Below are 25,632 nucleotides of genomic sequence, written 5' to 3' on the forward strand. Positions count from 1 at the left end.
GCGGGAACTTGCGGTGCGGCATGACCTGTCCGGCTGCGCTGCACCATCGCTCCAAACGCAGTCTGCTACTTGACGATGACGATGCTGGTGTTGGTCGGGCCGAAGGTTTCGACCAACTGGTAGAAGTCGGCGGCATTGTCGGGATGCAGCCGCACGCAGCCATGCGACGCCGGGCGTCCCAGCCGCTTGATGGCGTTGGTCGCATGCACGGCGTAGCCGCCGCTGAAGAAGACCGAATGCGGCATCGGCGCGTTGTCGTATTTCTTCGAATGCCACATCTCGTGCATGCGGGTCGGCTTGAACGAGCCGGTCGGCGTGACATGCGCACTGTCGCCGGTCGAGACCTTCCAGGCGAAAGTCGGCCGGCCATCGACCAGCACTTCCATGGTCTGCTGCGACAGCGAAACACGCGCGACGATCTGGTTTGTCGCGGCATGGGCGGTGCTGTTGGCCGCGCCAAGCAGAAGCGCGGCGCCGGCAGCGGCGGCGGTGACGTTGATGAGTTTGGCGGAAATGGCTTTGTACATGATGGCTCCCCTTTGCCGGCCCGGCCGGCGTCAATTCGATGGCCGCTTATCCCTGCGTCATGTTTCAGGCTGATTTCGCTTGACGCTCGTTTGTGTTTCGAATTTGTTTCCTCGGGTTTAACAAGCAAGGCGGACAAGGAGCGCGCTCCCGTCTTCGCTGCGCACTCCCGATCACGCACCGCGCCTCCAAACGAAAGTGCTGATGTCCTTATATGAAAGAAGATTGGCTTCGCTCGAAACCGACTTGCAACAAAGCGCGGCCTGGGCGGCATGATCTGGTTACAGGCTCGCGGCACAGTCATCCCAACGAGAACAGCCGGCGCCAACGAAAATGAGCATCAAATCGACCACCCTGTCCTGGCTCTTCAGGATAAGCATCGCCGCATTTGTCGTCGGCGGCATCGGCACAGTAGCCGGCACCTCGATGACGAAACTGGCGGTGATGAATTCGGGTGAGATTTCGACGCTGCATGCCGCGCTGTTCATAGCCTTGGTCTGGATTGTCTCCAGTCTGCGCATCAACCGTCTCAGGGCCCTCTGGCGGGTCGGCCTCGGGTTGAAGTGGATGCGCGGCCCCTCCGGCAACTTGCTGCCGAGAGGACCGAAGGCCCGCGTCGCAACGGGGGGCTCCGTGGGCGACGCGGGCACTTCGGGTTTATCCTGAAGCACCCGCGGTTCTGATTTTTGGGGACAACCGATGAAGACGAAATCTGCAGCTTCCGTGCTTTCGGTACTGCTCTATGCACAAGGCCTGCTCGGCTTTGCCGGTCTCGCCACGGTTCTTCTGAAGGACCGCGCGCATGCCGCCAGCGAAATCGTAGTCGCCAGCGAATTGCCGTCGGGACCATCGCTTCTGGTGGTGCGCTGACGCCTATGCATGGCGCCCAAGATTGCGCAGCTTTTTTGGGCGAGCCGAGGAACAATCCAGCCTCCCAACCCTCAGTCGGCGCGCTGCGTCGGCGGGTCGAACCGGTAGCCTGCGCCGCGTATAGTTGTGATGGTTTCGGTGTCGAGCTTGCGGCGCAGCCGCACGATGCGCGAATCGATCGAGCGGTCGAAGGCATCGGCATTTTCGGCGGGCGCCGCCGCAATGATGTCGTCGCGCGTCAGCACCTTGCGCGGGCTGGCCAGAAACAGCCTGAGCAGCGCCACCTGGCCCGGCGACAGCTGTTCTTCCGTACCCGAACGGTGCATGACGATGGCCGACCGCAAATCGACGGTGGCATTTTCCAGCACGATCAGTTCCTGGGCGGACCTGCCGCGCCGCGTCAGCAGGCCGCCGATGCGCGCGGCAAGCTCCCTGACATTGAGCGGACTTTCGACGACATCTGCGGCGCCAAGCTCGAGCGCCAGCACCTTGTCGACCAGATCGGCCGGCCGGCAGATCAGGATGAAATCCGGCCCCGCCTTCCCGTCCGCGCTCTGGCCGCCGCCATAACGCCTGAGCAGGTCCCGCCCCTCCGCCTGGCTGAGGCTGTCGCCGACGATGACGATATCGATGCCTCCGGCCGAAAGCAGGGATTCAGCTTCCCAGGGCTGCCGCGCCTCGCGCACGTCATGGCCGCGCCGGTCGAGATGATCGGCAAGATCGCCGGCCACCACATCGGCGACGGAAACCAGCGCGATGACGGATCGTGCAGCCATGTTTTTCTTCCCGTTCCCCCGCAACCGGATATGAGTGCTGGACATCATGTTTATACCCAATCTACTTTCCGCTGAAAGCGGGAGCGAGGCCATAGTGCGGGCACGGATTGTCATCGTCGAGGACGAGCCCGATCTCCGGGACGCGGTCGCCGAGTATCTCGGCGCCAACGGCTACGATGTGACCCAGGCCGGAAGCGCGGCCGAGGCGCGCGCCTTGCTGGAGACGGAATCGTTTCATTTGGCCATTCTCGACATCGCCATGCCGGGCGAGGACGGACTGTCGCTCGGCCGCTGGCTGCGCTCGAAAATACCGGTCGGCATCATCTATGCCACGGCTGCCGGCACCGCACTCGACCGCATTGTCGGGCTGGAGCTTGGCGCCGACGACTACATCGTCAAGCCCTACGAGTTGCGTGAGGTGCTGGCTCGTGTGCGCAGCGTGCTGCGCCGCGTTCCGCAGCCGAGCCCGCCCCAGGCGGCGAAAGCACAAGCCGATGGCGGCCGCCGCCTGACCTTCGGCCCGTTCCAGGCCGACCTCGACGGCAGGCTTGTCACCGGCGCCAACGGCGCCGTCATCGACATGGCCAAGAGCGAGTTCGATGTGCTGGAGGTTTTCCTGACTCGCGCCAACCGGCTGTTGACGCGATCGGCGATCTCCGAGGCGATTGGTTTTGTCGAGGATCCTGAATCGTCGCGCGCCGTCGACATTCGCATCATGCGGCTGCGCAAGAAGATCGAAACCGATCCGGCCAATCCGAAATTTTTGCGCACAGTGCGCGGCGAAGGCTATATCTTCTCGCTGCCGACCGGTGACGGGCACTAGAGCAATTACAGGAAAAGTGTACGCGGTTTTCCGCCCGGAATTGCGTAAAACAAAGGGATAGGGGCTTCTCCGTTTCCGTGAAACGGTGAAACGCTTTAGCAATTCCAGGAACAGTGCGTAGCGATTTTCCGTTCGGGATTGCATTGAAACATGGAGCGTTTCATCTTTTTCATGAAATGCTCCATAGCTGCCTAATCCGACGGCCCTTTACTGATGGCTGACATGACCGCTGAACCAGCACCACGCATGGACCCGCAAGGCGCTCGCCAGAGCGCCGCGATGGCGGCTGTGCGCGTCGTCCGCCGGTTGCGCGATGCCGGCGACTGGCAGCGCGAGATGGAAACCATCCTCGAAACGCTCTGCAGCGCCATGAATTGCCAGCGCGGCATCCTGTTCAGGCTGCGCGAATTGCCCGGCCAGGGCTTCGCCCAATCGGTCGCCGCCTACTGGATCGATCCTCGCTTCGGCGGCGAACTGGCTTCGCCGACGGTGATCATGCAGTCGATCGTCGATACCGATCCGCTGCTGGAGCGGATTGGAGAGGACGAGCGGCAAGGCAAGATCTTCGCCGGCCATACGCGCGATCTCGACGGGTTCCTCAGGGCCGATTTCGAAAAGCAGCACATCAAGTCGTTCCTATCGGTATCGGTGTTCGCGCACGGTCATCTGTGGGGCACGTTCGCGGTCAATGACTGCCTAAACGAGCGCGAATGGACCGAAGAGGAAGAGGCGACGATGCACATCATCGCGCTCGCCATCGGCGACGCCATCGAGCACTCGCCGTCCGACGCCCATGCCAGCGAAGTCATCCGCCGCACCATGCTGCAGGCGTCGCTCGACGCCATCATCGTCATCGACGAGACCGGCTCGATCATCGAATTCAATCCGGCCGCCGAAAAGATGTTCGGCTATCAGCGCAGCGACATCCTCGGCAAGGACCTGCTCGATACCGTGGTGCCGGAATATTACCGCAAGGGCTATGTCTCGGGCGCCGAATACATGTCTGGCCGCGGCGCGCCGATGGTTGGCCAGCGGCTTGAGACCGTGACACAGAATGCGGCCGGCGAGGTGTTTCCCATCGAATTGACGGCGACCGAGATGCGGGTGGCCGACCGTCAGCTCATCTTCGGTTCGATCCGCGATCTGCGCGATAAGCTGCGCGCCGAAGAAGAGATCAACCGCCAGCGCGAAAAACTGCACCAGAACGAGAAGATGGCGGCGATGGGTTCGCTGCTGGCCGGTGTTTCGCACGAGCTCAACAACCCGCTCGCCGTTGTCGTTGCGCAGTCGACGCTGCTGCATGAATTCGCCACCGACCCGCAGACCAAGGTTCGCGCCGAGAAAGTGCGCGCCGCTGCCGAGCGCTGCGGCCGCATCGTCAAAAGCTTCCTGTCGATGGTGCGCCTGCATCCGGCGGCGCAGGCCGAGACCGATCTCAACCAGGTGATCCGCGCCGCACTCGAAGTGACCGCCTATGGCGCACGCTCGAGCGGCATCATCATCGACACCGATTTCGCGCCCGGCCCGCTGCTGGCGATGGCCGATGCCGACCACGTCACGCAGGTGGCCGCCAATTTCCTGATCAACAGCCAACACGCTCTGGCCGGTATCGGCGGCGACCGCCTGATCAAGGTGCGGACATTCCGCAGCGATCGCGGCAACCCCGGGTTTTCGGTCGAGGACAACGGACCGGGCATTCCCGAGGCGATCCGCAGCCGCATCTTCGAATCCTATTTCACCACCAAGCCGGTCGGCGTCGGCACCGGGATCGGCCTGTCGATCTCGAAATCGATCGTCGAGCGCCACAACGGCAATATCTGGTTCGAGGAGGTGCTGCCGCGCGGCGCGCGCTTCGTCGTCCAGCTGCCGGTAATCACCGGCGGCGCGGCAGCAGCCGGCGACAGCCCGGCTCGTTCCAGCGGCTTGCGCCATGCGCTGATCATCGACGACGAACCCGACGTCGCCGGCTCCCTCTCCGACATCCTGGAACTGATGGGTATCAAGTCGCGGGTCGTGCCGGCCTGGACGTCGGCGGCGGCGACCTTGACCGGCCACATGCCGCCAGACATCGTCTTTTCCGACTTGCGCATGCCCGGCACCAGCGGCATTGCCATCTACCGCGAATTGCTCGCCGACAACATGGCGCTGGCCAAACGCTTCGTGTTGGTCACCGGCGACCTGATCGGCGCCAAGGCCGAGATCGAAGCCTTGCCGGCGCCGCAGCGCCCGCAAATCCTGGAAAAGCCGTTCTCGACGCTGGACGTCCGCGGCGTACTTTCGGCAATAGCCGACCAGGTCGCCGCCGCCGGCTAAGTTTTCCGAAGCACCCACGTAGGGTCTATCGAGATTCGGGTCAGGCGGAGTCGAGAATGGTGGTTCCCGAGAACCGGAGCGGAGCGTACTTGAAGTACGCGAGCACCGGAAGCGCAGGGAACCTCCATGCGCAGGCCGGCCTCACCCGAATATCGATAGGCCCTAAAAAAGAGGCTCCCGACCGAGGGAAGCGGCGGGAGCCAAGAACGAGCGCGGGAGGAAGCGCTCGGGAAGTTCAGAAAACGTTGGGTGTCGTGGTCAGCGGCGCTGCGTTGGCGATCATGCGGACGGAACGCGCCTTGTGCACGCCGGACTGGGCGGCGATGACGCGCAGGCACTCCGCGCTCTCGGCGCCCCAGGCCTGGCCCTGGCAGGCAAAATCGATTTCCGGCTCCGGCAGCCGGGCGGTCTTGATTGTGGTCGGCGCGCCCTGGACGACATTGGCCGGCGGGTTGAGCGAAGCGAAGGCCGGACCGGAAGCCGGTGTCAGGAACATGACGGCCAGAGCGCAGGCGCCCAGCATGGAGAACATCGCAACCGGATGGTCGCTGGCGCGCTGACGCAGTGCCAGTTTGGCGCGCCGTTCGTTGCTGGTGATCTCGACTTTCGTATGCATTGCTGCTCCCCTTCGTTTTCTTATGAAACGAACCTAAGCGCGCCTGGTAACGGGCGAATGATGCGCTTGGCTTGCCCGCGTAACAGGTTTGAAACAAGAAATTCGGGCATATCCGGGCAGATCCGGTCATGTGCCGACGGCAAGATGCATTTGCGAAGCTGTTCATGCGCGCAATCAAATGTTGACGACAGGCGGGCCGCGAACGCACCAAGCCCGCTTCCTGTCGGCCGCACTATGAACAAGCTCACACTGCGGATCGAATTTGCGGACGCCAGGTATTTTTCGTCTCGGAGCGGGCCGTGTTTGCAAGCTCGGCACGGCCAAATCCGCATGCCGGACAGCTATTTCACGACCCCGGTTAACGCCCGGATATTCCGGGATTTTCTGGCTTTCAGCCGGCCCTGTTGTGCCGACTTGAAAAGTTGAGATTTCTACAAGCCATTGCATTTCAATGCAAAATATGGTTTTATTGAATGAGTATTCAATAAAGAAGAGCTTTTTTATGAACCCGCATCTCCGTGACGTGGCGATCCCCAATGATTGGGACCGGCGGGGTCTGCCGGGCTGGAGTTATCACTCCGACGCGCTTCTCGAACTTGAGAAGGAATACGTCTTCCGGAACCATTGGCAGATCGCCGGCCATGTCTGCGACGTGCCGAATGCCGGCGACTATCTGACTATGGACGTGGTCGGCGAGCGGGCGCTCATCGTGCGCGGCAAGGACGGCGTCGTGCGCGCCTTCAACAACATGTGCCGGCATCGCGGCAGCCGTGTCGTCGCCGACAGCCAGGGCACCTGCAAGAACGCGCTGGTCTGCCCGTTCCATGGCTGGGTCTACAATCTCGACGGCACGCTGCGCGGCGCCGCCCGGCCGCGCTCCTTCCCCGAGCTCGACAAGACCGAATTCGGCCTGATGCCGCTCGACCTTGAGATATGGATGGGCTTCATCTTTGTCCGCTTTCGCAAGGGCGGCCCGCAGCCTTCGGTGGCCGAACTCTTGAAGCCGATCGAGGCCGAGATGGCCCACTACAATGTAGCCGAGATGGTGCCGTCCTGGGGCATCTGGACACAGAAAACGCCGGTCAACTGGAAGTCGGTGCGCGACGTCGACAATGAAGGCTACCACGTCGCCATGGCGCATCCGGCGCTGCAGGATCTCTACGGCTCAACCTATTTCGACGAGCCGTTCATCGACGGCGTGTCGCGCTCGTTTGCCACCTACAGTCCGCATGCCGGCCGGCGCTGGAGCGTGCGCGAATACATCAAGCTCACGCCCGATGCCTCACACCTGCCGGAGCATCTGCGCAGGGCCTGGATCTATTACGGCATCTTCCCCAACAACGCGCTGTCGATCATGCCGGAATCGGTGCAGTTCTATCAGGAGTTCCCGCTGTCGACCGGCGAGACGCTGCTGCGCGGCGCCATCTACCGCTACCCCGACGAGACCCGGGAACAGGCGGCCGCCCGCTATCTCGCCTACCGCATCGACCGCGACACCATGAACGAGGACGTGCAGCTTTCCGTGTGGTCGAACGAGTCCATGATCTCGGAGGCCTTCGAGGGTTTTTATCTCTCCGACCTCGAATACGGTGTGCGCACCCACCACGACCATCTGCGCAAGCAGATCCCGGTGCTGGGCCTGGAGACCGCGCCGGAGGAGAAGGACATGTGGAACCTCAATGAGGCTATGCGCTCGCAGGTGTAAGGGCGGAACTGCCAATCACCCCTGCCACACGCCCTCTTTGCGCAGATCATCCATGGTCCGCGAGATCCCCTCACGCAGGATCGCCACCATGTGGTCGATCTGCTCTCGCGTGATGATCAGCGGCGGCGACATCACGCACATGTTGATCAGCGGCCGGACCAGGAGGCCGAGTTCGTGGCAATGCGCGTCGATGCGCTTGCCGACATCCTTGTCGAGCTGCAGCGGATCCTTGCTTTCGCGGTCGGCTACGCACTCGACGCAGCCCATCAGGCCCATGCCGCGGACTTCGCCAACCAGCGGCAGTTCCTCCAGCGTCCTCAGCTGCGCCTGGAAATAGGGCGCGACATCGCGCGTGTGGGCCAGCACGCTGTCTTCCAGGATATCGAGGTTCTTCAGCGCCACCGCGCAGCCGATGGGATGACTGGTATAGGTCAGGCCATGGCCGAACATAGCGTCGGGATGGTTGGAACGGCGCATTTCCTGAAGCAGCCGCTCCGAGATGATGACGCCGCCAAGCGGGAAATAGCCTGATGTGACGCCCTTGGCGAAGGTGATCATGTCGGGGTCGATGCCGAAGCCATCGCCGGAGGCAAAGACATGGCCGAGCCGCCCGAAGCCGGTCACCACCTCATCGGAGATATAGAGGATATCCTTGTCCCTGCAGATTTCGCGAATGCGCTTGAGATAGCCATCCGGCGGCACCACGACGCCGCCGGATGCCTGCACCGGTTCGCCGACGAAAGCACCGATCTTCTCTGCGCCGACGCGGGCGACCGCATCGCGAAACTGATCGACCAGGAAATCGCAGAAGGCGGCGATGTCAATGCCTTTCGGCCGCCGGAACGGGTCTGGCGAGGACAGTTTGACGACCAGATCGTCGGCGCCGTCCATCCAGTCGCGGTCGCGCGGCCGGCCGTTGAGCGAGGCCGACAGATAGGTCGAGCCGTGATAGGCGCCGCCACGGCTGAGGATCAGCTTCTTTTCCGGCCGCCCGCGCACATTGTTGTAGAACTGCATGAAGCGCAGCGCCGTCTCGACAGCCGACGATCCGCCGGTGGTGAAGAAGGTATGGCTGAGATCGCCCGGCGCATGATCGGCGAGGCGCTTGGCGAGCTCGGCCGACGGCGCGTTCATCGTATACCAGGGCGTGTTGTAGGACAGCATCATCGCCTGGTCGTACATCACCTTGGCCAGCTCCTCGCGGCGGTGGCCGACATTGATGCACCACATGCCGGCCGGCCCGTCGATCAGTCGCTTGCCTGTTACATCGGTGATGTAGATGCCATCGCCCTCGCCGATCAGCGCACGCGCTTCATTGCCGACCGAGCCGGCATAAGGCCAGGGCTGGATGAGATGGCGCTTGGCCAGATCGACCGCATCGTCACCGTCAGCCATTTCCATCGCTCTTAGGTCTCTTGCAGCCGCCATCATTGCCTCGCATCGTCTGAGCGTAATTTGCCGGACAGAACATGAAGCGCCAAGGGCAGGAAAGCCGGCTTTCTTCACTCCATTTTGAATGTCCGTTCAATCAATATTACAGAAATAGCGCTTGATTTCAATGCACGGATGCGCTCATGATGAAAGAAAGCCGGCAAGCTTGGAGCGCGGCCAGCAAAGCGCGCTCCGCAAAAATTGGGAATAGACAGCCGGCCCGGTCGATGGGAGCATCATGGCGGAACAGTTCGAGCCAGCAACCGAGATCACGCCCGGGTCGCTGCAATGACGGTAGCTGCCGAAGGGGTGCCCACGCGGCGCATGACGCGAGCAAGGCGAAACGCCCTTCTGCAGTCCGAGTCCGTCCAGGGCCTTGCCCTGATCAGCCCGACCTTGGTCTACGCTTTGATCCTGCTGCTCGTGCCGATCCTGGTGGTCTTCGCCCACTCCTTCTGGACGCAGAACTACCTCACCATCGATCATACATTCACGCTGGAGAATTATCGCATCGCGCTGACCGAGCCGATCTACCGCGATCTGCTCTGGCGCTCGCTCTACATTTCGCTGACGGTGAGCTTTTTCACCGTCAGCCTCGCTTATCCGATCGCCTATTTCATCTCGTTCCATGGCGGTCGCCACAAGAGCCTGTGGCTGTTCCTGATCACCATCCCGTTCTGGACCAGCTATCTCCTGCGCGTGATGTCATGGAAAGTCATCCTCGGCTATAATGGCGTGCTGAATTCCGGCCTGATGGGCCTCGGCATCATCGACGAACCATCGACCGCGCTACTCTACAATTCCAGCGCCGTCATCATCACGCTCACACACGCCTGGGCGGCCTTCGCCATCCTGCCGATCTTCGTTTCGCTCGAGAAGGTCGACCGCACCTTGGTCGAGGCTGCCACCGATCTTGGCGACGGCCCGCTGCGCTCCTTCCTGCGCGTGACGCTGCCGCTGTCGGCGCCGGGCGTCATCTCGGCCGCTCTCATCGTCATGATCCCCACCGTCGGCGACTACGTCACCCCAAGGCTGGTCGGCGGCAAGGATGGCGTGATGATCGCCAATGCCATCGAGTCGCAGTTCCATAAGGCCTCCAACTGGCCACTCGGCGCGGCACTGTCCGTGACCACCATGCTGGTCGTGACGCTGATGGCGGGCGCCACCGTGCTCATCATCCGCGCGCTGCAGAGGCTGGCGCGATGACAGCGAGGCGGCGCCTTTTCCCTGGCGGCAGGCTGTCCGCCTACGCCTTCCTCTACGTCGTCTTTCTCTATCTGCCGGTAATCTTCCTGCCGATCTTCTCGATCAACACCGCGCCGACGCCAAAATTTCCTCTCACCGGCTATACGCTGAAATGGTACCAAGACCTGCCGAAGACGCCGGCGCTGCTTGACGCCGCCTGGAACAGCCTGATCGTCGGTGTCTCGGCATCGGTGCTGGCGACGCTGCTCGGCATCCTCGCCGCCCGCTCGATCACCCGCTACCGCTATCCCGGCCGCCGCACAATCAACGGCCTGATCATGGCGCCGCTGGTGCTGCCGGAAATCATCCTCGCCATCTCCATGCTGCTGGTCATGCTGCAGTTAGGCCTGAGCCTGTCGCTGTTCACCGTCGTGCTCGGCCATGTCCTGATCTGCATTCCCTATTCGATGACGGTGCTGACCGCCGGCTTCGAGGGCTTCGACCGCAGCCTCGAAGAAGCCTCCGCCGATCTCGGCGAGAGTGCCTTCGGCACCTTCCGGCGGGTGACGCTGCCGATGGTGGCGCCGGCGATCATTTCCAGCCTCCTGGTCTGCTTCACCATCTCGCTCGACGAGTTCGTCATCGCCTTCTTCCTGACCGGCACCGAGACGACACTGCCGATCTATATCTGGGGCCAGTTGCGCTTTGCCGCCAAGCTGCCGGGTGTGTTGGCGCTGGGCACGCTGCTGCTGGTTGCCTCTTTCGTTTTGATGACTGTTGCCGAGATCCTGCGCCGCCATGCGGCCGGACGCACCCAGAGCGAGGGAGGCCTCTATGCCTGAGCAGTCCCGGGCCGAACGGCCTCAGGATGAGCCATCCAAGCAAGATAAGTCCGAGCGGGCCCAATCTGATCGACCCCAAACCGACCGAGCAATGATCGAAATCCGCAGCGTTACCCGCAGCTATGGGGCGTTCAAGGCGCTCGACGACGCCTCACTGACCATCAAGGAGGGCGAGTTCTTTTCGCTGCTCGGCCCTTCCGGCTGCGGCAAGACCACGCTGCTGCGCATGATTGCCGGTTTCGACAACCCGACCAGCGGCTCGATCTCGGTCGGCGGCCAGTCGATGGAAGGCATCCCCGCCAACCGCCGGCCGACCAACATGGTATTCCAGAGTTATGCCATCTTCCCGCATCTCAATGTCGAGCAGAATGTCGCCTATGGGCTGAAACGGCTCAGGCTGGGAGGAACGGAAGAAAAGCGCCGCGTCGAGGAAGCGCTGGCGCAGGTGTCGCTCACCGGCCTCGGCAAACGCCTCGCCACCGAGCTTTCCGGCGGCCAGCGCCAGCGCGTGGCGCTCGCCCGCGCCTTGGTGATGCGGCCCAAGGTACTGCTGCTCGACGAGCCGCTGTCGGCTCTCGACAAGAAATTGCGCGAGCAGATGCAGGTCGAACTGCGCCGCCTGCAGCAGGCGGTCGGCATCACCTTCGTGCTGGTCACCCATGACCAGTACGAGGCGCTCGCTATGTCCGACCGCATCGCCGTAATGTTCGGCGGCAAGATCGCCCAGGTCGCCTCGCCCAAGGAAATCTACCAGCGGCCGGTCAACCGCCAGGTCGCCGATTTCCTCGGCGGCATGAATTTCGTAAAAGCGCAGATCGTCGAGGAGAGCAGCGCCTCGCTGGTCGTCGACACGCTGGGCTTCGGCCGGGTCAGGACCGACAAGCCGAAGGCCTTCGTGCGCAATGGCGGCGGCGCCACTCTGGGCATCAGGCCGGAGCGATTGCGCGTGCTGTGGGACAATGCGACGGCGAAATTCGAAGTGGCCGGCAAGGTGGTCGAACGCCACTATTTTGGCGAGATCACCCACCTGATCGTCGAGATACCCGGATTGGAAAAGCCACTGTCGGTCACCGAGACCAACGACTTCGGCGCCGACGATATCCCCGTCGGCACGTCGGTCCGCCTCGGCTACGATCCCGAGGCCCTGGTGGCGATGGCGGACTGAGCATGATCCCGAAAAATGGAACCGGTTTTCGGAATAAGATCATGCTCCACTAAGAATTTTAAGTTCCGTCGCGATCTCTTTGGCTGCGATCCGCCCCATGACGATAGCGCCTTCGACATAGCCCGGAAACGACGGCGACAGTTCCGACGATGCAAAATGAACCGGGGCGGCGCCGGCACGGATCGTGCGCTCGGCATCCCGTGCCGCCACATCGACAATAAGGTCGCTGTAGGCGCCGCCGCTCCAGCGGTCATCGATCCAGTCGCGCTGGCTGAAATCGACAATGTCGGCCGCCTCCGGCCCAAGGGCATCAACGAGCCTTGCCGTGACCTCCGCACGCAGCGCCGCGTCCGCGAGCGGACGCCAACGCAACGCCAGTGGTCCGCCGACGAAGACGACCAGCGCGGCATGTTGCGCATCCTTGCTGGCGTCACAGGCGAACAGGCCCGGCAGGTCGCGCCACATCACCATGCCGCACAGGTCGCGCTCCCGCCAGAACGGCGTGGGATAGCGCACCAGGATCTTGATCACCGCACCGCTTTCCCAGACGCCGAGCGCTTTTGCGAGAGCCGGCGGCAGAGCGGGCGCGAAATCCAGCTTCGCGGCCGTCGCCGGCGGCAGCGCGACCAGCACTTTTCGCGCTTCGATGGAGCTGCTCGCCGAGACGGCACGAACCCGTTGCGGCCCGTGCTCGATGCGCGTAACCGGTTCGTTCAGCCAAACCCTGTCGCCGAGATCTCCCGCCATGTCCTCGGCCAGCGACTGCATGGTTTCAAGCAGCGAATATTGCAGCTCGGGCACCTCGTTGGTGATGCGGCGGTCATTGTCGATGAGGTACCACAGCGGCACCTTGTCCATCGCCAGGCACCACAGGCCTTCGATCATCGAGCGGAAAGCCGTCTTGGCGTCAGTGGGATCATGCTGGCACTCGAGCCAGGCGGCAGCGCCCATGTCGGCGATCGAGGGATCGTCCGGCTCGATCGCATTCATCCGCTCGCGGATTGCCATCGCGCCATGATAGGTCCGTTCGGCCTCTTCGACCGACAGCGATGGATGGGTGATGAAATCGCCATTCACATAGGTTTCGACGAAGGCCTTGCCACGGGACGCGGCCAGCGCCGTCACCTCCGGCATGTCTTCGCAGAAAAACTGGCCGCCGCTGTCGATGCGCTCGCCAAGCCCGTTGCGAATAGCCTCGACCCTGCCGCCGACGCGGTCGCGTGCTTCGAGCAGCACGACATCGATGCCGGCCTTTCTCAGCTCAAGCGCAGCCGACAGGCCGGTGAAACCGGCGCCGACGATGACGACATCGGTTCTTTCAGTCCTGTCGCTCAATAGCCGGCCTTGATCTTCTCGAATTCCGTGACCATGCGCTGCTTGAGCTCAGGCGGCACCGGCTGCTGGAACAGCGTCTTGTCCAAGAACTTGTCGAGATTGTCGAAGCCACGGTCGCTCAGCACCTGATGGTCGATCGCGGCCATCCCGGCGCTGTTGCCGTGGCCGTAGCCGAAGGTCTTGACCAAGTAATCGGAAACGGCATGCGCGTTGACCGCACTGAGGAAATCATAGGCCTGATCGAGCTTGCCCGGCGCATCCTTCATCAGCACATAGCCGCACACCCAGGTGGATATGCCTTCCCTGGTGTCGCGGTTCATGGCGATCGGCATGCCTTGGCCCTTGAGCGTCACGAAGGTCTCATTCCAGCCCCAGACGAGGTCGACCTCATTGCCGGTAAAGGCCTGGTTGAGGTCGGTGTCGTCGGTCCAGTAAAAGCGGATGTTCTTGTGGACGTCACGCAGGAAGGCGGACGCCTCCTGGAACTGCGCGTCGGTCATCTTGGTCCAGTCCTTGAGGCCGATGACCAGGCTGGCCAGCGCATAGGCGTCATCGACATTGTCGCCGATGGTGACGCGGCCCTTGAATTTGGGATCGGCGAAAATCTTCAGCGACTGCGCTTCCTCCGCCGTGACCTTGTCGGTGCGGTAGAGCAGCGAAGTGTTGCCCCAGTCGAACGGCATGAACCAGGCCTTGCCGTCGGCGGTGACGGCGAGATCCTTCATCGCCATGATGCCGGGATTGAGATCCTTCCAGCCGGCGATCCGCGAGGTGTCGAGCGGTTGCAGAATGCCGGCCTCGCGCCACTTGGTCACGCTTTGCGAGCAGGGGTGGGCGATGTCGGCCTTGAAGCCGGCGCGCATCTTCTGGAACGCTTCCTCCTCGTCGCCGAAGAAAGCAAAGGTCGGCTCGGCGCCGTATTTGGCGGTGTAGTCGGGGTGCAGCAACGGATCTTCATAGCCTGACCAGTCGAACACGACGAGGTCGCCGCCGCCTTCGGCATGAGCAAGCACGGCGCCGGCGCCGACTGTAAGAGCAGCGGCAAGGGCGAGGCGGCGAAGCATGGAATTCATGGCGCGAAACTCCTCATCGCGAAAAGCGGCCGGGCGACGTTACGGAATTTCAGCGGCCTTGGCGAGACCGTCTGCCCGGCGCACTGACAGGCAGACGGAGGAGGCCGGACAGAGCTTTAGTAGCCTGCCTTGATCTTCTCGAATTCGGCGATCATCTTGAGCTTGAGCGACGACGGCACGGGCGATTGGAACAGGGTCTTGTCGACGAATTTCTGCACGTCGTCATAGCCCTTTTCTTTCAGGATCGCCGGGTCGACGCCGGCCATGCCCTTGGCGTTGGCCTGGCCATAACCCCAGTCCTTGACCAGCACCTTGGCGGTCTCGGGATCGTTGATCGCGTTGAGGTAGTCATAGGCCTTGTCGACATTGCCGGGTGCGTCCTTGAACAGCACGTAGCCGCAGACCCAGGTCGAGATGCCTTCGTCCGTATCCTTCTTGGACTTGATCGGCACACCGGCAGCGACGGATTGTACTGTGGCATCGTTCCATGCCCAGGCGAGATCGACCTCGCCGCCGCTCAGCAACTGCACGACGTCGGTGGTATCGGTCCAGTAGGAGCGGACATTTTTGTGCACCTGACGCAGGAAGTCGGAAGCCTGCTTGAACTGGTTGTCCGTCATCTTGGTCCAGTCCTTGAGCCCGATGGCAAGGCTGGCCAGCGCATAGGCGTCGTCGACATTGTCGCCGATTGAGACCCGCCCCTTGAACTTGGGGTCGGCGAAGGCCTTCAGCGACTGCACATCCTTCGCGTCGATCTTGTCGGAGTTGTAGGTGAGCTGGGTGTTGCCCCAGTCCCACGGCATGAACCAGGCCTTGCCGTCCGAAGTGGTGGCCAGATCCTTCATCGCCATGATGCCGGGATTGAGATCCTTCCAGCCGGTGATCCTCGAGGTGTCGAGCGGCTGCAGCAGCCCCGCCTCACGCCACTTTGTCACGCTCTGCGAGCAGGGATGGCCAAGATCGGCCTTGAAACCGGAGCGCACTTTCTCGAAGGCTTCGTCCTCGTCGCCGAAGAAGGCGAAGGTCGGCGAGTCGCCGTTCTTCTCGACATATTTGGGGTGAAAGCTCGGGTCCTCATAGCCCGACCAGTCGAACACGATCAGGTCCTTGTCGGCGGCGACCGCAATCGCCGCGGCCGAACCAGCCAGCGTCGCCGTCAGCGCCAATGTCAGTGTCAGGCGTCGGGTTATTCTTTTCATGCTGTTCCATCCTCTTTGTTTTTGATTGTTCGCTCCGGCTTGGATCTGCCGGTTGTTGTCAACGTCCGCTGCCCGGCCGGTAGTGTTTCGGAAAGGCGGCCGACAGGAATTCGTTTGCCGCCTGCAGCGCGCTCTCACGGGTGACGTCCTCGGTCCCCATCATCAGCCGCAGCCACAAGCCCTCCAGCATGGCGCTGAGCGCGAGCGCCATCACCTGCGGCTCATAGGCATAACCACCGCCCTGCTTGAGCGTGGCACAGAGGTCGATGAAGATCTTCTGGTAGGCCGCGTCGCGTGCGCCGCACAGCGCCTGGTAGGTCGGCCGCGACTTGGCCTCGCCCCAGAACGCGCACCAGGCCGCGAGCTTGCGCTTGTTGCAGATCGAACGGTCGAAATCGGCGGCGACCAGCGCCCGCAGCTGCCGGGCTGGATCCTCGCCGGCCTTGGTCAGCGCGACGCGCCAATGCGCCGCATATTCGTCGGCCATATAGGCAAGCGTGGCGACGAGCAGCTTCTCCTTGCTCTCGAAATGGAAGTTGACGATGCCGCGCGACAGGCCGGCGCCGTCAGCGACATCGGCCATCGTCGTTTCCGAATAACCGCGCTTGGCCAGCGAATCGATGGTCGCTTCGATCAGCTGCTGTTGCCTGACCTCCTTCGACGCCTTGCGGCCGCGTTTTTCCGGTTCGGTTTTTCCAGACGTGTCGGAGGATCGCTCTTCGCGCGCTGCAGCTTTCATCGGTGCCGTCATGCTCCACATTGCCGGCTATCCCACCACAGCCGGCTTCCACCCGCGAAGATGAGTGGGACGGTGCTCGCCACTGTCAAGCACCTTCTGCATGGCCTCCCAGGTTCGTATGTTCTTGTCGATATAGGCCGCTCCGACTGCGGCTGCCGCCGTCTGGTAGAGCGGGCCTTTCAGCCTTTCCAGCTCGCCGCGCGCGACCTTGCGATACCAAGAATTGCGGTCTCTGACGGCGACATCGGCAAAGCCGGCGCTGCGCATCGCTTGCGCATAGCGTGCCGGCGAGGCCATGGCGAAGGACAGGCCTTCGGCCGCGACATAGGCCTTCATCTCAGATGACGGCTCGCCGTCATGGCCGATCAGCCAGTCGGAGGCGGCAAAGACGCCGCCCGGTTTCAGCACGCGGAAGATTTCGGCAAACAGCGCGTCCTTGTCACGCACATGCAAAAGCGCGTCCTTGGAGAACACAACATCGAAGGCGCCATCGGTGAAAGGCAGCGCTCCGGGTGACGCCTGGATGAAGCTGGCGCGGTCTGAGAGCCCGCGTGCAGCAGCCCGCGTTCTGGCCGCCTCGATCACCGGGCGTCGATGTCGAAGCCGGTGGCATGGGCTGCACCGTGGCGCTCGATCAGATGCAACGCGATGCCGCCGGAGCCGCAGCCTATGTCGAGGATCGTCTTGCGCGACAGGCCTTCGACCACCCGGTCGACCTCGTCGGGTCCGCCCGGCGACAGATAACCCTCGCCCCACAGCGCCTCGAGGAAGCGGATCGCGGCGTCGTCATATTCCGGCTCGCCATCTGCCGTTTCGATCATCAGACTTTAAGTCCCATCAGCCGAATTGCGCAGGTTCGAATGCCGGCAAAGCGTAGCGTATTAACAGGAAAACGCAATATCATTTGTTGAACATTCATTCAGAACGGCTGGACAGAATAGCCGCTGCCGTGCCAAATTCCGCGCATTCGGCGACAAATCACGCGAAAAATGAAGGGTCGAGCACCATGAAGGCTGGGCGCGAATGAAAGCTTGGGATGCGATCGTCATCGGCGGCGGACACAACGGCCTGGTCAACGCCTGCTATTTGCAACGCGCCGGGCTCGACGTGCTGGTGGTGGAAAAGAACGACTGGGTCGGCGGCGCCGCCACCAGCCGCGAGCTGACGCCGGGCTTCCTCTACTCCAACTGCTCCTATGTCTGCTCGCTGTTTCGCCCCGAGATCATGCGCGACCTCGAACTGCCGCGCTTCGGCTTGCAGGTGATTTCCTATGAGGGCGGCGCCGTGTTCACGCGCGATGGCGACTACCTCGCCAACTACCGCGATCACGATGCGCACCGGCGCGAATTTGCCCGCTTCTCCAGGCGCGACGCCGAGGCCTATGACCGTTATTCGCGCGACGTGACGCGGCAGTGCCGCTTCATCCAGCCGCTGCTGATGCGCACCGCACCGGACCCGACCAGTCTCAAGCCGCGTGACCTCGGAGAGTTTCTCTATCTCGGCAGGAAATTCGCCGGCCTGTCATCAGAAGAAATGGCGCTGACGCTGCGCTTCTGGACCATGTCGATCTCGGAATTCCTCGACGAATATTTTGAGACCGATGTCATCAAGGCGAACTTCGCTTTGTCCGGCATTATCGGTACCGCGCTCGGGCCGATGTCGCCCGGCACGGCCTACGTGCTGCTGCACCACTATATGGGCGAGGTCGACGGCTCGGTCGGCGCCTGGGGCTATGCGCGCGGCGGCATGGGCGCTGTCACCAAGGCGCTCGCCGCTTCCTTCGAGGGGTCCGGCGGCACCATCCGTACCGGCGCCGAGGTCGACCATGTGCTGGTGAGCCGAGGCAAGGCCAAGGGCGTGGTGCTGGCCGGCGGCGAGGAGGTCTACGGCAAGCTCGTCGTCTCCAACGCCGACGCCAAACGCACATTCCTGAAACTGGTCGAGGAGAAGGAACTGCCCGATATTTTCCTGCGTCGGGTCAGGAACTTCAAGGTCCGCGGCTCGTCCGGCAAGGTCAACATCGCGCTGGATTCGCTGCCCGATTTCCCGGCACTGCCGAAGGATTCGCCCGTTTATCGCGGCGACATGCATTTCACCGACTCCATGGAGCGCATGGAGCGCGCCTATGACGACTGGAAGGCCGGTCGCTGGTCGGCCGACCCATTCCTCGACATGGTCATCCCAACGACGCTCGACCCGACCATGGCGCCGCCGGGCAAGCATTTCATGAGCTGCTTCGTGCAGTACGCGCCGCCCAAGGTGAACGGCCGCGACTGGACCGATACCGACCGCGACGGCTTCGCCGAAAGCGTGGTCGCGCAGATCGCGGAATACTCGCCGGGCTTCCGCGACCGCATCGTTCACATGGAGGTTCGCACGCCGCGCGAGATCGAAGCCGAGGTTGGGCTGACCGAAGGCAATATTTTCCAGGGCGAGCTGACCTTCGACCAGCTGCTGTTCAACCGGCCGGTGCCGGGCTACGCGCAATACCGTTCGCCGGTCGGCGGGCTCTATATATGCGGATCCTCGACCCATCCCGGCGGCGGCGTCATGGGCGCGCCCGGCCGCAATGCGGCAGCCGAAATCCTGCGCGATCTCGCCAAATCGACCTCCCATATGAGCCCGGCCCATGACGTCATTTGATGCCATCATCATAGGCGGCGGCCATAACGGCCTTGTCGCTGCCGCCACTCTGGCGAAAGCCGGCCGCAAGGTGCTGGTGCTGGAAGCCGCTGGCGATGTCGGCGGCGCGGCGCGCACCGAAGAGTTTGCGCCGGGTTTTCGGGTCTCCTCGATCGCGCATGTGCTGAACCGCCTGCACCCCGACGTGGTGAAGACATTGGAGCTGGAGAAACACGGGCTGCAGGTCACCCGTACAGACTTCATGCCGTCGGTCGCCTTGGCGAAGGACGGCCCGCCGCTTGTCCTGCATGGCGCCTATGGCGAAGTGCTGACCGGCTCCACTCCGTCCGAGCAGTCCGCCTGGAAGGAATTGCGCGCGCAACTCATGCGCTATGCCGGCATCCTGAAACCGTTCCTGTCGCGGCGCCCGCCCGATCTCGGTGGCATGTCGCTGCTTGAAACGGCAGCGCTCGGCCAGACGGCCGTGGCGCTGAAAAAGCTCGGCAAGGAAGACATGCGCGACTTTCTGCGCGTTCTCCTGATGAACGTCGCCGACCTGCTCGACGAGCAGCTTGCCGATATCAGGCTGAAGGGCCTGCTTGCCTTCGACGCCACGCTTGGTAGCCATCTCGGCCCGCGTTCGCCGACCTCCCTGCTCGGCCTCTACTATCGGCTGGCCGGCGAGACCGGCGGTGCGGCAGGGGCACAGATGCTGCCGAAAGGTGGCATGGGTGCGGTCGTCGCCGCGATCCGCGCGGCGGCGGAGAAAGCCGGCGTCACCATCCGCACGGCAGCGCCCGTGGCCAGAATAGTCGTCGAGAAAGGCCGCGCCCTCGGCGTGACCCTCGACGGCGGCGAGGTGCTGCACGCCAGAACGATCGTCTCCGCCGTCAACCCCGCGACGACCATGCTCGATCTCGTCGGTCCGCGCGAGATCGACACGGGTTTCGTGCGCAAGGTAAAAAATATCCGCATGAAGGGCGACGCTGCCAAGCTCCATCTGGCGCTCGATCGGCCACCGCAATTTTCCGGCGTCGACGCCGATAATCACAAGGGCCGTCTGGTCATCGCGCCCTCGGCCGACCATGTCGAGCGCGCCTTCAACCCGTCAAAATATGGCGAGTTCTCAGCCGAACCGGTGATGGAGATCACACTGCCCTCGCTCTCCGACCCCTCGCTCGCGCCAAGCGGCGCCTGCGTGCTGTCGGCGAACGTGCAATACGCGCCTTACGCGCTGAAAGAGGGTTGGGATGCCGGCAAGCCGAAATTCCTCAAGGCTGTTATGGCGCAGCTCGAAGCGTACGCCCCCGGTATCGGCAAGTCCGTGCTGCATGCCGAGCTTTTGACGCCAGCCGGTATCGAAGCCAACTACCGGATGCCGGGCGGCCATTGGCACCACGGCGAATTGCAGGCCGACCAGATGCTGATGTCGCGGCCCGTCTCGGGCTGGTCGGGCTACGACACGCCGATCGAGGGGCTGTTCCTGGCCGGCGCCGGTTCGCATCCAGGCGGCGGCGTTTCGGGTGCTCCCGGTTTTAATGCGGCGCGGCGCATCATAGCGATGAAGGGATGATCGGATGTTTCAGCCAGTCAACGCCGCACTCTACGGCGAAGGAATGCCGTCATGACGAGTCGGGTCAACAACGCCGCCCGCACCACAGCGCAGGGCCATTTCCGCACCTTGCGTCTCGGCACGCCGTTCCAGCCGCGCATCGATGCGGTGGCCAAAACTCAGGACTGGTACAATTGGGCCGGCTATCGCGCGCCGCATTCGCTGTGGGACGAGGAACTCGAATATTTCGCCATCCGCAGCCAGGCGGCTTTGTTCGACATCTCGCCGATGACCAAATACCGCATCGAGGGGCCGGATGCCGAAGCCTTCCTCGATCGCGTCACGCTGCGCGATGTCACCAAGCTGAAACCCGGCCGCGTCCACTACACCGCATGGTGCGACGACGAAGGTTTTGTCCTCGATGACGGCACGCTGTTCCGGCTGTCGCCGACCCGCTTCCGCCTGTGTTCGCAGGAGCGGCACCTGCCCTGGCTGCTCGACAGCGCCATCGGTTTCGAAGTGACCGTCGAGGAAGAGACCGAAAACGTCGCTGGTCTCGCGCTGCAAGGCCCAACCTCCTTCGCCGTGCTGCGCGAGGCGGGTTTCGCCGGCGTCGAGAAGTTGAAGATATTCGACCTCGCCGAGTTTCCGCACGACAGCGGCACCGTAACCATCTCGCGCACCGGCTTCACCGGCGATCTCGGCTACGAACTGTTCGTGCCGGCCGAAAAAGCGCTCAGCCTCTGGGACCGCCTGATGACGGCAGGCGAACTGCGCGGCATCCGCGCCATCGGCTACGCCGCCCTCAACCGCGCCCGGCTGGAAGCCGGCCTGATCGTCGCCAATGCCGACTTCACCACCGCAGACCATGCCATTCGCGCCGACCGTCTGCGCATGCCGGACGAGATCGGTCTCGGCTTTATGGTCGATTTGGGAAAAGGCCATTTCAACGGCCGCCGCGCCATCCTCGAAGCCCGTGCCAAACGCAGGCTGCGCCACATGCTGGTCGGGCTGGAGATCGAAGGCAACATCCCGGCCGAGCACGCCATCGTCTACCACAAGAAGCATCAGGAGGTCGGGCTGGTCAGCGCCGCCATCTGGTCGCCGATGGCCAAGCGCAATATCGCCATCGCCTCGCTGACGCGTCCCTATGGTGATACGATGGTGGAAGACCTCTGGGTCGAGATCTACGCCATGCGCGAGTTGCAGTACCAGAAGCTGATGAAGCGGGCCAAGGTGGTGGCCCGTCCTTTCATCAAGCTCGACCGCCGCACCGCCAATCCGCCGGCGGATTTCTGATCATGGCCGACGAACCGGATGATGATACGGAAGCCGCCGAACAGTGGCAGCTGGTCAACACGCCGCTCGGCGAAAAATGGTCGGGTCGTACCCGCTATGCCGCCGCCATGTACTTCTACAAGCGCGGCGAAATGAGCGCCGAGACGCTCGAAGTCTACCGCATCTGCGCGCGGTTGGACTGGGAGAACCCGCTGCCGATGATCAGGGATCGCGGCGGCCAGGATTGGCTGAAGCGCATGGGCGCTTAAGCCTCAGCCTATGGTTCTTTCGAGAACGTTCAGCCAGTTGCGATAGGCGATCTTCTCGATCAATGCGCGTCCGAATCCGCGCGCGGCCAGCGCATCTATCAGCTTCGGCAAGCCGGCAACGTCGCCGATGACCGCCGGAATCATCGCGCCGTCGAAATCGGAGCCGAGACCGACGCCGTCCTCGCCCAGCGCCTGCAGCAGCGAGTCGACATGGCGCACCATGATGTCGAGGCTGGTGTCCGAGTTCATCCGTCCGTCTTCGCGCAGGAAGCCGGTGGCGAAGTTGAGCCCGACCATGCCGCCGGTCTCGCGGATAGCGCCGAGCTGCCAGTCCGTCAGGTTGCGCGAATGGGTGCACAGCGCATGCACGTTCGAATGGGTGGCGACCAGCGGCGCATCGCTGAGTGCGGCGACATCGCGAAAGCCCTTTTCGTTGAGATGCGACAGGTCGACCATGATCTTGAGCTGATTGCAGGCCTTGATCAGCGCCTTGCCGGCATCGGTCAGCCCCGGTCCGGTATCGGGCGACGACGGAAAGCGGAACGGGACGCCGTGGCCGAAGGCGTTGGGGCGGCTCCAGACAATGCCGAGCGAGCGCAGGCCGGATTCGTAGAGCACGTCGAGCAAGGTAAGTTCGGGATCGATCGCCTCGACGCCTTCAATATGAAACACCGCCGCGATCGAACCTTTCGCCATCGCCTCGCGAATGTCACCGGCACTGCGGCAGACGGTCAGCGCCCCCGCTCGCTCCAGCCGAAACAGGATCGAGGCCATGCCGATGGTGGAATTGAGCGCATCAGCGCGCGGCAGTTCCGGCGGCAACGGCTCATTGTCGCTCGGCGCCGGCGGCACCGCAGAGCGTTTGCTCTTCTCGACCGGCGGTGGAAAGATCGCGAACATGCCGCCGGCAAAGCCGCCCTTCTTGGCGCGCGGCAGATCTATATGACCGCCCTGCGTCCCCTCGATGAACAGCTTTTCGACGTCGGTGTCTTTCGACTGGTACAGTCGCAGCAGCGTGTCGTTGTGGCCGTCGAAGACGGGGACGAGATCGGATTCGGTCATCAGGAAGCCATTCGGTCAGTTGGCAGGAGCGGACGAACCGCAGCGAACTGTGTACTTAGGCAAGAAGGCCGAACTGCGCAAATGCCAGAGAGGCGTTCGCTCTTGTGGCTGAGCGACTCCGACCACCTGCCGGTCCCCGCTGCTTCGCAGCGTCCCGGCGTTCGCCGGCCTTTCATCATGCCACCGGCACGATGAATTCGCCTGCGGCGAACCGGCTGCTCACCCCACAAGGGGAGAAGGAAAAGTTCTATTGCTTCAGCACATCCGCCCATTCCGGATGGCGGCGGAACTGGGCGTTGGCGAAGGGGCAGAGCGGGATGATCTTCTTGCCCACTGCCCGCGCGTCCTCGACGGCGCGTGTGACAAGCCGAAGGCCGGCGCCCTGGCCGCGAAACACGTCCGGCACTTCGGTGTGATCGATGATGATCTGGTGCTCGCCGACCTTGGTGAAGGTCATTTCCGCCTCGGCGCCACCGGGCCCGCGCAGGACATAACGTCCCTTCGAGCCGCGGTCCTCGAGTTCGATCTCAGGCAATTCGTCAGGCATCGCTTGCTCCTTCAACCGGCGCATCGGCAAAAAGCCGCCTCGCCGCTTCGATCTCGTTTGGTCGAATTTCGTGGCCGCCATCGTGCCACTCCACTGTGACATCGGCGCCATCGGCGCGCAAATAGGCCTCCAGCCGGGATGTCAGGTTGGGCGGGCAGATCGGGTCGCGCTTGCCGGCGGTGACCAGGATGCGGCGTCCGGCAAGGCTGCCCTGCACCTGCGGTTCGAACGGGATCAGCGGGTGCATCAGCACCGCCGCATCGAACAGCTCGGGCGCGGCGAACATTACGGACGCCAGGATGTTGGCGCCGTTGGAATAGCCGAGACCCAAGACCGAAGATGGCCTTGCCGCTATCACCTGCGCCTTGATGAAACCGGCCATCTTGGCGGTCGCCCGCGCGAGGTCGTCCATATCGTAGACGCCCTCGCCGGTGCGGCGGAAGAAACGCGCCGCACCATGCTCGGAAACATCGCCGCGCGGCGATACGATCGTCGCCTGTGGCGCGAGGTCGCGCCCGAGGGACAGCAGCTGGCTCTCGTCCGCGCCGGTGCCGTGAAAGACGAAGAGCAGCGGGCCGCCGGGCGAACCCGGCAGCGCCTTATGGATGTAAGCTTCCTTGCTCATCGTCTCAGCCTTCCAGCTTCTGCAGATGCTCTTCAAGATAGGGCCGCAGATGCTGGTGCTGCGTCGGCAGTTTCAGGGCTTCGCCGAGATGGGCGGTGTCCTCGTCGCGGTCGAAGCCCGGCTCATTGGTAGCGACTTCGAACAGCACGCCGCCCGGCGTTCGGAAGTAGATCGCCCAGAAATAATCGCGGTCGATCACCGGCGTCACGCCATAACCCGTATCGATCAGCGCCTTGCGCACTTCGAGCTGCTGGGCGCGGTTCTCCACTGCGAAGGCGACATGGTGGACCGAGCCGGCGCCGAGATTGGCAAAGCCCGCCGTAGGCAGCGATTCGATATCGACGACATCAGCGCCGTTGCCGTTCTTGATGGCGAGCCGGCTGACATTGCCGGACTTGTCCACTTGCTCATAGCCCATGAACTTCAACAGTTCTTCCGTGGCGCCACCATCCTTCAATCTGAGCGAGACCGAGTGGAAGCCGCGTATCGCCTCATCAGCGGGAATGCCGCCTTTCAACCATGGCGCGCGGCTGTCCGCTTTGTCTTCGACCAGCGCGAAACCGTCGCCGTCGGGACCGGCGAAGGCCAGCCGCTTCTCGCCGAACGTTTCTTCGCGGGAGACACCCGCAACGCCTTCATCGGCGAAGCGCTTTTCCCAATAGCCGAGCGTGCCGGCCGGCACCGAATAGGCCGTGGTACCGACCTCGCCGACGCCGTGGCGGCCCCTGGCAATGTCCGGGAACGGAAAATAGGTCATCACCGAGCCGGGCGTACCGTGCTCGTCGCCATAATAGAGGTGATAGACATCTGGCGCGTCGAAGTTGACGGTCTTCTTGACCCGGCGCAGGCCGAGCTTGTGCGTGAAGAAATCATTATTCTGGCGCGCATCGCCGGCCATCGACGTGACGTGATGCAGGCCCTTGATCTGGTCGAGCATTGTCTTGCTCCTTCCCTTCGGTTTGCGGCCCTTGCCGCTGTCCACGCCTATATGAGGGGCCGCCCGGCAATGGCAAAGGCGGCAAACTCAGAATGGACTGTATCCTAATAGTGAACAGCAGGAAATTTTCGTTCACCATTTAA

26 protein-coding genes are annotated in these 25,632 nt (G+C 63.0%); 12 read left to right on the forward strand and 14 right to left on the reverse strand.

Features of this window, described 5'->3' with window-relative positions:
* Positions 1–65: 65 nt before the first annotated feature.
* On the reverse strand, positions 66–527 hold the full coding sequence (locus NLY37_RS19790; RefSeq protein ID WP_023742915.1) for a L,D-transpeptidase: 462 nt from the start codon (positions 525–527) through the stop codon (positions 66–68).
* 331 nt (positions 528–858) lie between these two features.
* On the opposite strand from NLY37_RS19790, the gene NLY37_RS19795 reads away from it, so the two are divergent.
* Positions 859–1,191 carry a hypothetical protein gene (locus tag NLY37_RS19795; protein WP_023742916.1) on the forward strand — a complete coding sequence of 111 codons (333 nt, stop codon included), beginning with the start codon at positions 859–861 and terminating at the stop codon, positions 1,189–1,191.
* 33 nt (positions 1,192–1,224) lie between these two features.
* Entirely contained in the window at positions 1,225–1,395 is a 171-nt protein-coding gene (locus NLY37_RS19800; RefSeq protein ID WP_023670062.1) for a hypothetical protein, read from the forward strand.
* A gap of 71 nt (positions 1,396–1,466) precedes the next feature.
* Here the strand turns inward: NLY37_RS19800 and NLY37_RS19805 are convergent, their stop codons facing one another.
* The gene (locus NLY37_RS19805; RefSeq protein ID WP_023670063.1) at positions 1,467–2,171 is read right to left on the reverse strand and encodes a response regulator transcription factor; all 705 of its coding nucleotides are present in this window, start codon (positions 2,169–2,171) and stop codon (positions 1,467–1,469) included.
* Between the two features lie 46 nt (positions 2,172–2,217).
* On the opposite strand from NLY37_RS19805, the gene NLY37_RS19810 reads away from it, so the two are divergent.
* Positions 2,218–2,994, forward strand: coding sequence for a response regulator (locus NLY37_RS19810; RefSeq protein ID WP_198018604.1), 777 nt, complete (start codon positions 2,218–2,220; stop codon positions 2,992–2,994).
* Positions 2,995–3,216: 222 nt separating this feature from the next.
* Positions 3,217–5,307: a hybrid sensor histidine kinase/response regulator gene (locus NLY37_RS19815; protein WP_023742917.1), complete on the forward strand. Its 2,091-nt coding sequence runs from the start codon at positions 3,217–3,219 to the stop codon at positions 5,305–5,307.
* 235 nt (positions 5,308–5,542) lie between these two features.
* On the opposite strand, the gene NLY37_RS19820 is transcribed toward NLY37_RS19815, so the two are convergent.
* Positions 5,543–5,923: a hypothetical protein gene (locus tag NLY37_RS19820; RefSeq protein ID WP_023670066.1), complete on the reverse strand. Its 381-nt coding sequence runs from the start codon at positions 5,921–5,923 to the stop codon at positions 5,543–5,545.
* A gap of 502 nt (positions 5,924–6,425) precedes the next feature.
* Between NLY37_RS19820 and NLY37_RS19825 the strand changes: the two genes are divergently transcribed.
* On the forward strand, positions 6,426–7,628 hold the full coding sequence (locus NLY37_RS19825; protein ID WP_023742918.1) for an aromatic ring-hydroxylating oxygenase subunit alpha: 1,203 nt from the start codon (positions 6,426–6,428) through the stop codon (positions 7,626–7,628).
* A gap of 15 nt (positions 7,629–7,643) precedes the next feature.
* Here the strand turns inward: NLY37_RS19825 and NLY37_RS19830 are convergent, their stop codons facing one another.
* Positions 7,644–9,056 carry an aminotransferase gene (locus tag NLY37_RS19830; RefSeq protein ID WP_023742919.1) on the reverse strand — a complete coding sequence of 471 codons (1,413 nt, stop codon included), beginning with the start codon at positions 9,054–9,056 and terminating at the stop codon, positions 7,644–7,646.
* A gap of 291 nt (positions 9,057–9,347) precedes the next feature.
* Between NLY37_RS19830 and NLY37_RS19835 the strand changes: the two genes are divergently transcribed.
* From NLY37_RS19835 to NLY37_RS19845, 3 genes are all read left to right on the forward strand, one after another.
* On the forward strand, positions 9,348–10,265 hold the full coding sequence (locus tag NLY37_RS19835) for an ABC transporter permease (protein WP_023742920.1): 918 nt from the start codon (positions 9,348–9,350) through the stop codon (positions 10,263–10,265).
* Complete coding sequence (locus NLY37_RS19840) at positions 10,262–11,086, forward strand: ABC transporter permease (protein ID WP_286440132.1); 825 nt, start codon at positions 10,262–10,264, stop codon at positions 11,084–11,086. Before NLY37_RS19835 ends, NLY37_RS19840 begins: the two co-directional genes overlap by 4 nt.
* Positions 11,087–11,177: 91 nt before the next feature.
* The gene (locus tag NLY37_RS19845) at positions 11,178–12,251 is read left to right on the forward strand and encodes an ABC transporter ATP-binding protein (protein WP_023742921.1); all 1,074 of its coding nucleotides are present in this window, start codon (positions 11,178–11,180) and stop codon (positions 12,249–12,251) included.
* Between the two features lie 39 nt (positions 12,252–12,290).
* Here NLY37_RS19845 and NLY37_RS19850 read toward each other — a convergent pair whose 3' ends face one another.
* The 6 genes from NLY37_RS19850 to NLY37_RS19875 form a co-directional block, all read right to left on the reverse strand.
* The gene (locus NLY37_RS19850; protein ID WP_023742922.1) at positions 12,291–13,586 is read right to left on the reverse strand and encodes a flavin monoamine oxidase family protein; all 1,296 of its coding nucleotides are present in this window, start codon (positions 13,584–13,586) and stop codon (positions 12,291–12,293) included.
* Entirely contained in the window at positions 13,583–14,659 is a 1,077-nt protein-coding gene (locus NLY37_RS19855) for an extracellular solute-binding protein (RefSeq protein WP_023742923.1), read from the reverse strand. Before NLY37_RS19855 ends, NLY37_RS19850 begins: the two co-directional genes overlap by 4 nt.
* A 116-nt stretch (positions 14,660–14,775) precedes the next feature.
* Positions 14,776–15,858, reverse strand: coding sequence for an ABC transporter substrate-binding protein (locus tag NLY37_RS19860; protein ID WP_023708596.1), 1,083 nt, complete (start codon positions 15,856–15,858; stop codon positions 14,776–14,778).
* 58 nt (positions 15,859–15,916) lie between these two features.
* Positions 15,917–16,597 (reverse strand): transcriptional regulator BetI, encoded by a 681-nt coding sequence (gene betI, locus NLY37_RS19865; protein WP_023708595.1) that lies wholly within the window; start codon positions 16,595–16,597, stop codon positions 15,917–15,919.
* A 27-nt stretch (positions 16,598–16,624) separates the two neighbouring features.
* Entirely contained in the window at positions 16,625–17,182 is a 558-nt protein-coding gene (locus NLY37_RS19870; protein ID WP_245261175.1) for a methyltransferase domain-containing protein, read from the reverse strand.
* Positions 17,179–17,418, reverse strand: coding sequence for a class I SAM-dependent methyltransferase (locus NLY37_RS19875; RefSeq protein WP_245271003.1), 240 nt, complete (start codon positions 17,416–17,418; stop codon positions 17,179–17,181). The genes NLY37_RS19870 and NLY37_RS19875 overlap by 4 nt, the downstream gene beginning before the upstream one ends.
* A gap of 202 nt (positions 17,419–17,620) precedes the next feature.
* On the opposite strand from NLY37_RS19875, the gene NLY37_RS19880 reads away from it, so the two are divergent.
* The 4 genes from NLY37_RS19880 to NLY37_RS19895 are packed head-to-tail and all read left to right on the forward strand — an operon-like array spanning position 17,621 to position 22,318.
* Positions 17,621–19,240: a phytoene desaturase family protein gene (locus NLY37_RS19880; protein WP_023708594.1), complete on the forward strand. Its 1,620-nt coding sequence runs from the start codon at positions 17,621–17,623 to the stop codon at positions 19,238–19,240.
* The gene (locus NLY37_RS19885) at positions 19,227–20,792 is read left to right on the forward strand and encodes a phytoene desaturase family protein (RefSeq protein ID WP_286440133.1); all 1,566 of its coding nucleotides are present in this window, start codon (positions 19,227–19,229) and stop codon (positions 20,790–20,792) included. Before NLY37_RS19880 ends, NLY37_RS19885 begins: the two co-directional genes overlap by 14 nt.
* Before the next feature lie 51 nt (positions 20,793–20,843).
* Positions 20,844–22,070 (forward strand): aminomethyl transferase family protein, encoded by a 1,227-nt coding sequence (locus NLY37_RS19890; protein ID WP_023708592.1) that lies wholly within the window; start codon positions 20,844–20,846, stop codon positions 22,068–22,070.
* A gap of 2 nt (positions 22,071–22,072) precedes the next feature.
* Positions 22,073–22,318 (forward strand): hypothetical protein, encoded by a 246-nt coding sequence (locus NLY37_RS19895; protein WP_023708591.1) that lies wholly within the window; start codon positions 22,073–22,075, stop codon positions 22,316–22,318.
* A gap of 3 nt (positions 22,319–22,321) precedes the next feature.
* On the opposite strand, the gene NLY37_RS19900 is transcribed toward NLY37_RS19895, so the two are convergent.
* The 4 genes from NLY37_RS19900 to NLY37_RS19915 form a co-directional block, all read right to left on the reverse strand.
* Positions 22,322–23,380: a dipeptidase gene (locus NLY37_RS19900; protein ID WP_023708590.1), complete on the reverse strand. Its 1,059-nt coding sequence runs from the start codon at positions 23,378–23,380 to the stop codon at positions 22,322–22,324.
* A 247-nt stretch (positions 23,381–23,627) separates the two neighbouring features.
* Positions 23,628–23,927: a GNAT family N-acetyltransferase gene (locus tag NLY37_RS19905; protein ID WP_023683956.1), complete on the reverse strand. Its 300-nt coding sequence runs from the start codon at positions 23,925–23,927 to the stop codon at positions 23,628–23,630.
* The gene (locus tag NLY37_RS19910; protein WP_023734636.1) at positions 23,920–24,552 is read right to left on the reverse strand and encodes an alpha/beta hydrolase; all 633 of its coding nucleotides are present in this window, start codon (positions 24,550–24,552) and stop codon (positions 23,920–23,922) included. The genes NLY37_RS19905 and NLY37_RS19910 overlap by 8 nt, the downstream gene beginning before the upstream one ends.
* A 4-nt stretch (positions 24,553–24,556) precedes the next feature.
* A complete protein-coding gene (locus tag NLY37_RS19915) occupies positions 24,557–25,489 on the reverse strand; it encodes a VOC family protein (RefSeq protein ID WP_023742924.1) in 933 nt (310 codons plus the stop codon).
* Positions 25,490–25,632: the final 143 nt, after the last annotated feature.

The sequence above is a fragment of the Mesorhizobium sp. C395A genome (genome assembly GCF_030323205.1).
Lineage (GTDB): Bacteria > Pseudomonadota > Alphaproteobacteria > Rhizobiales > Rhizobiaceae > Mesorhizobium.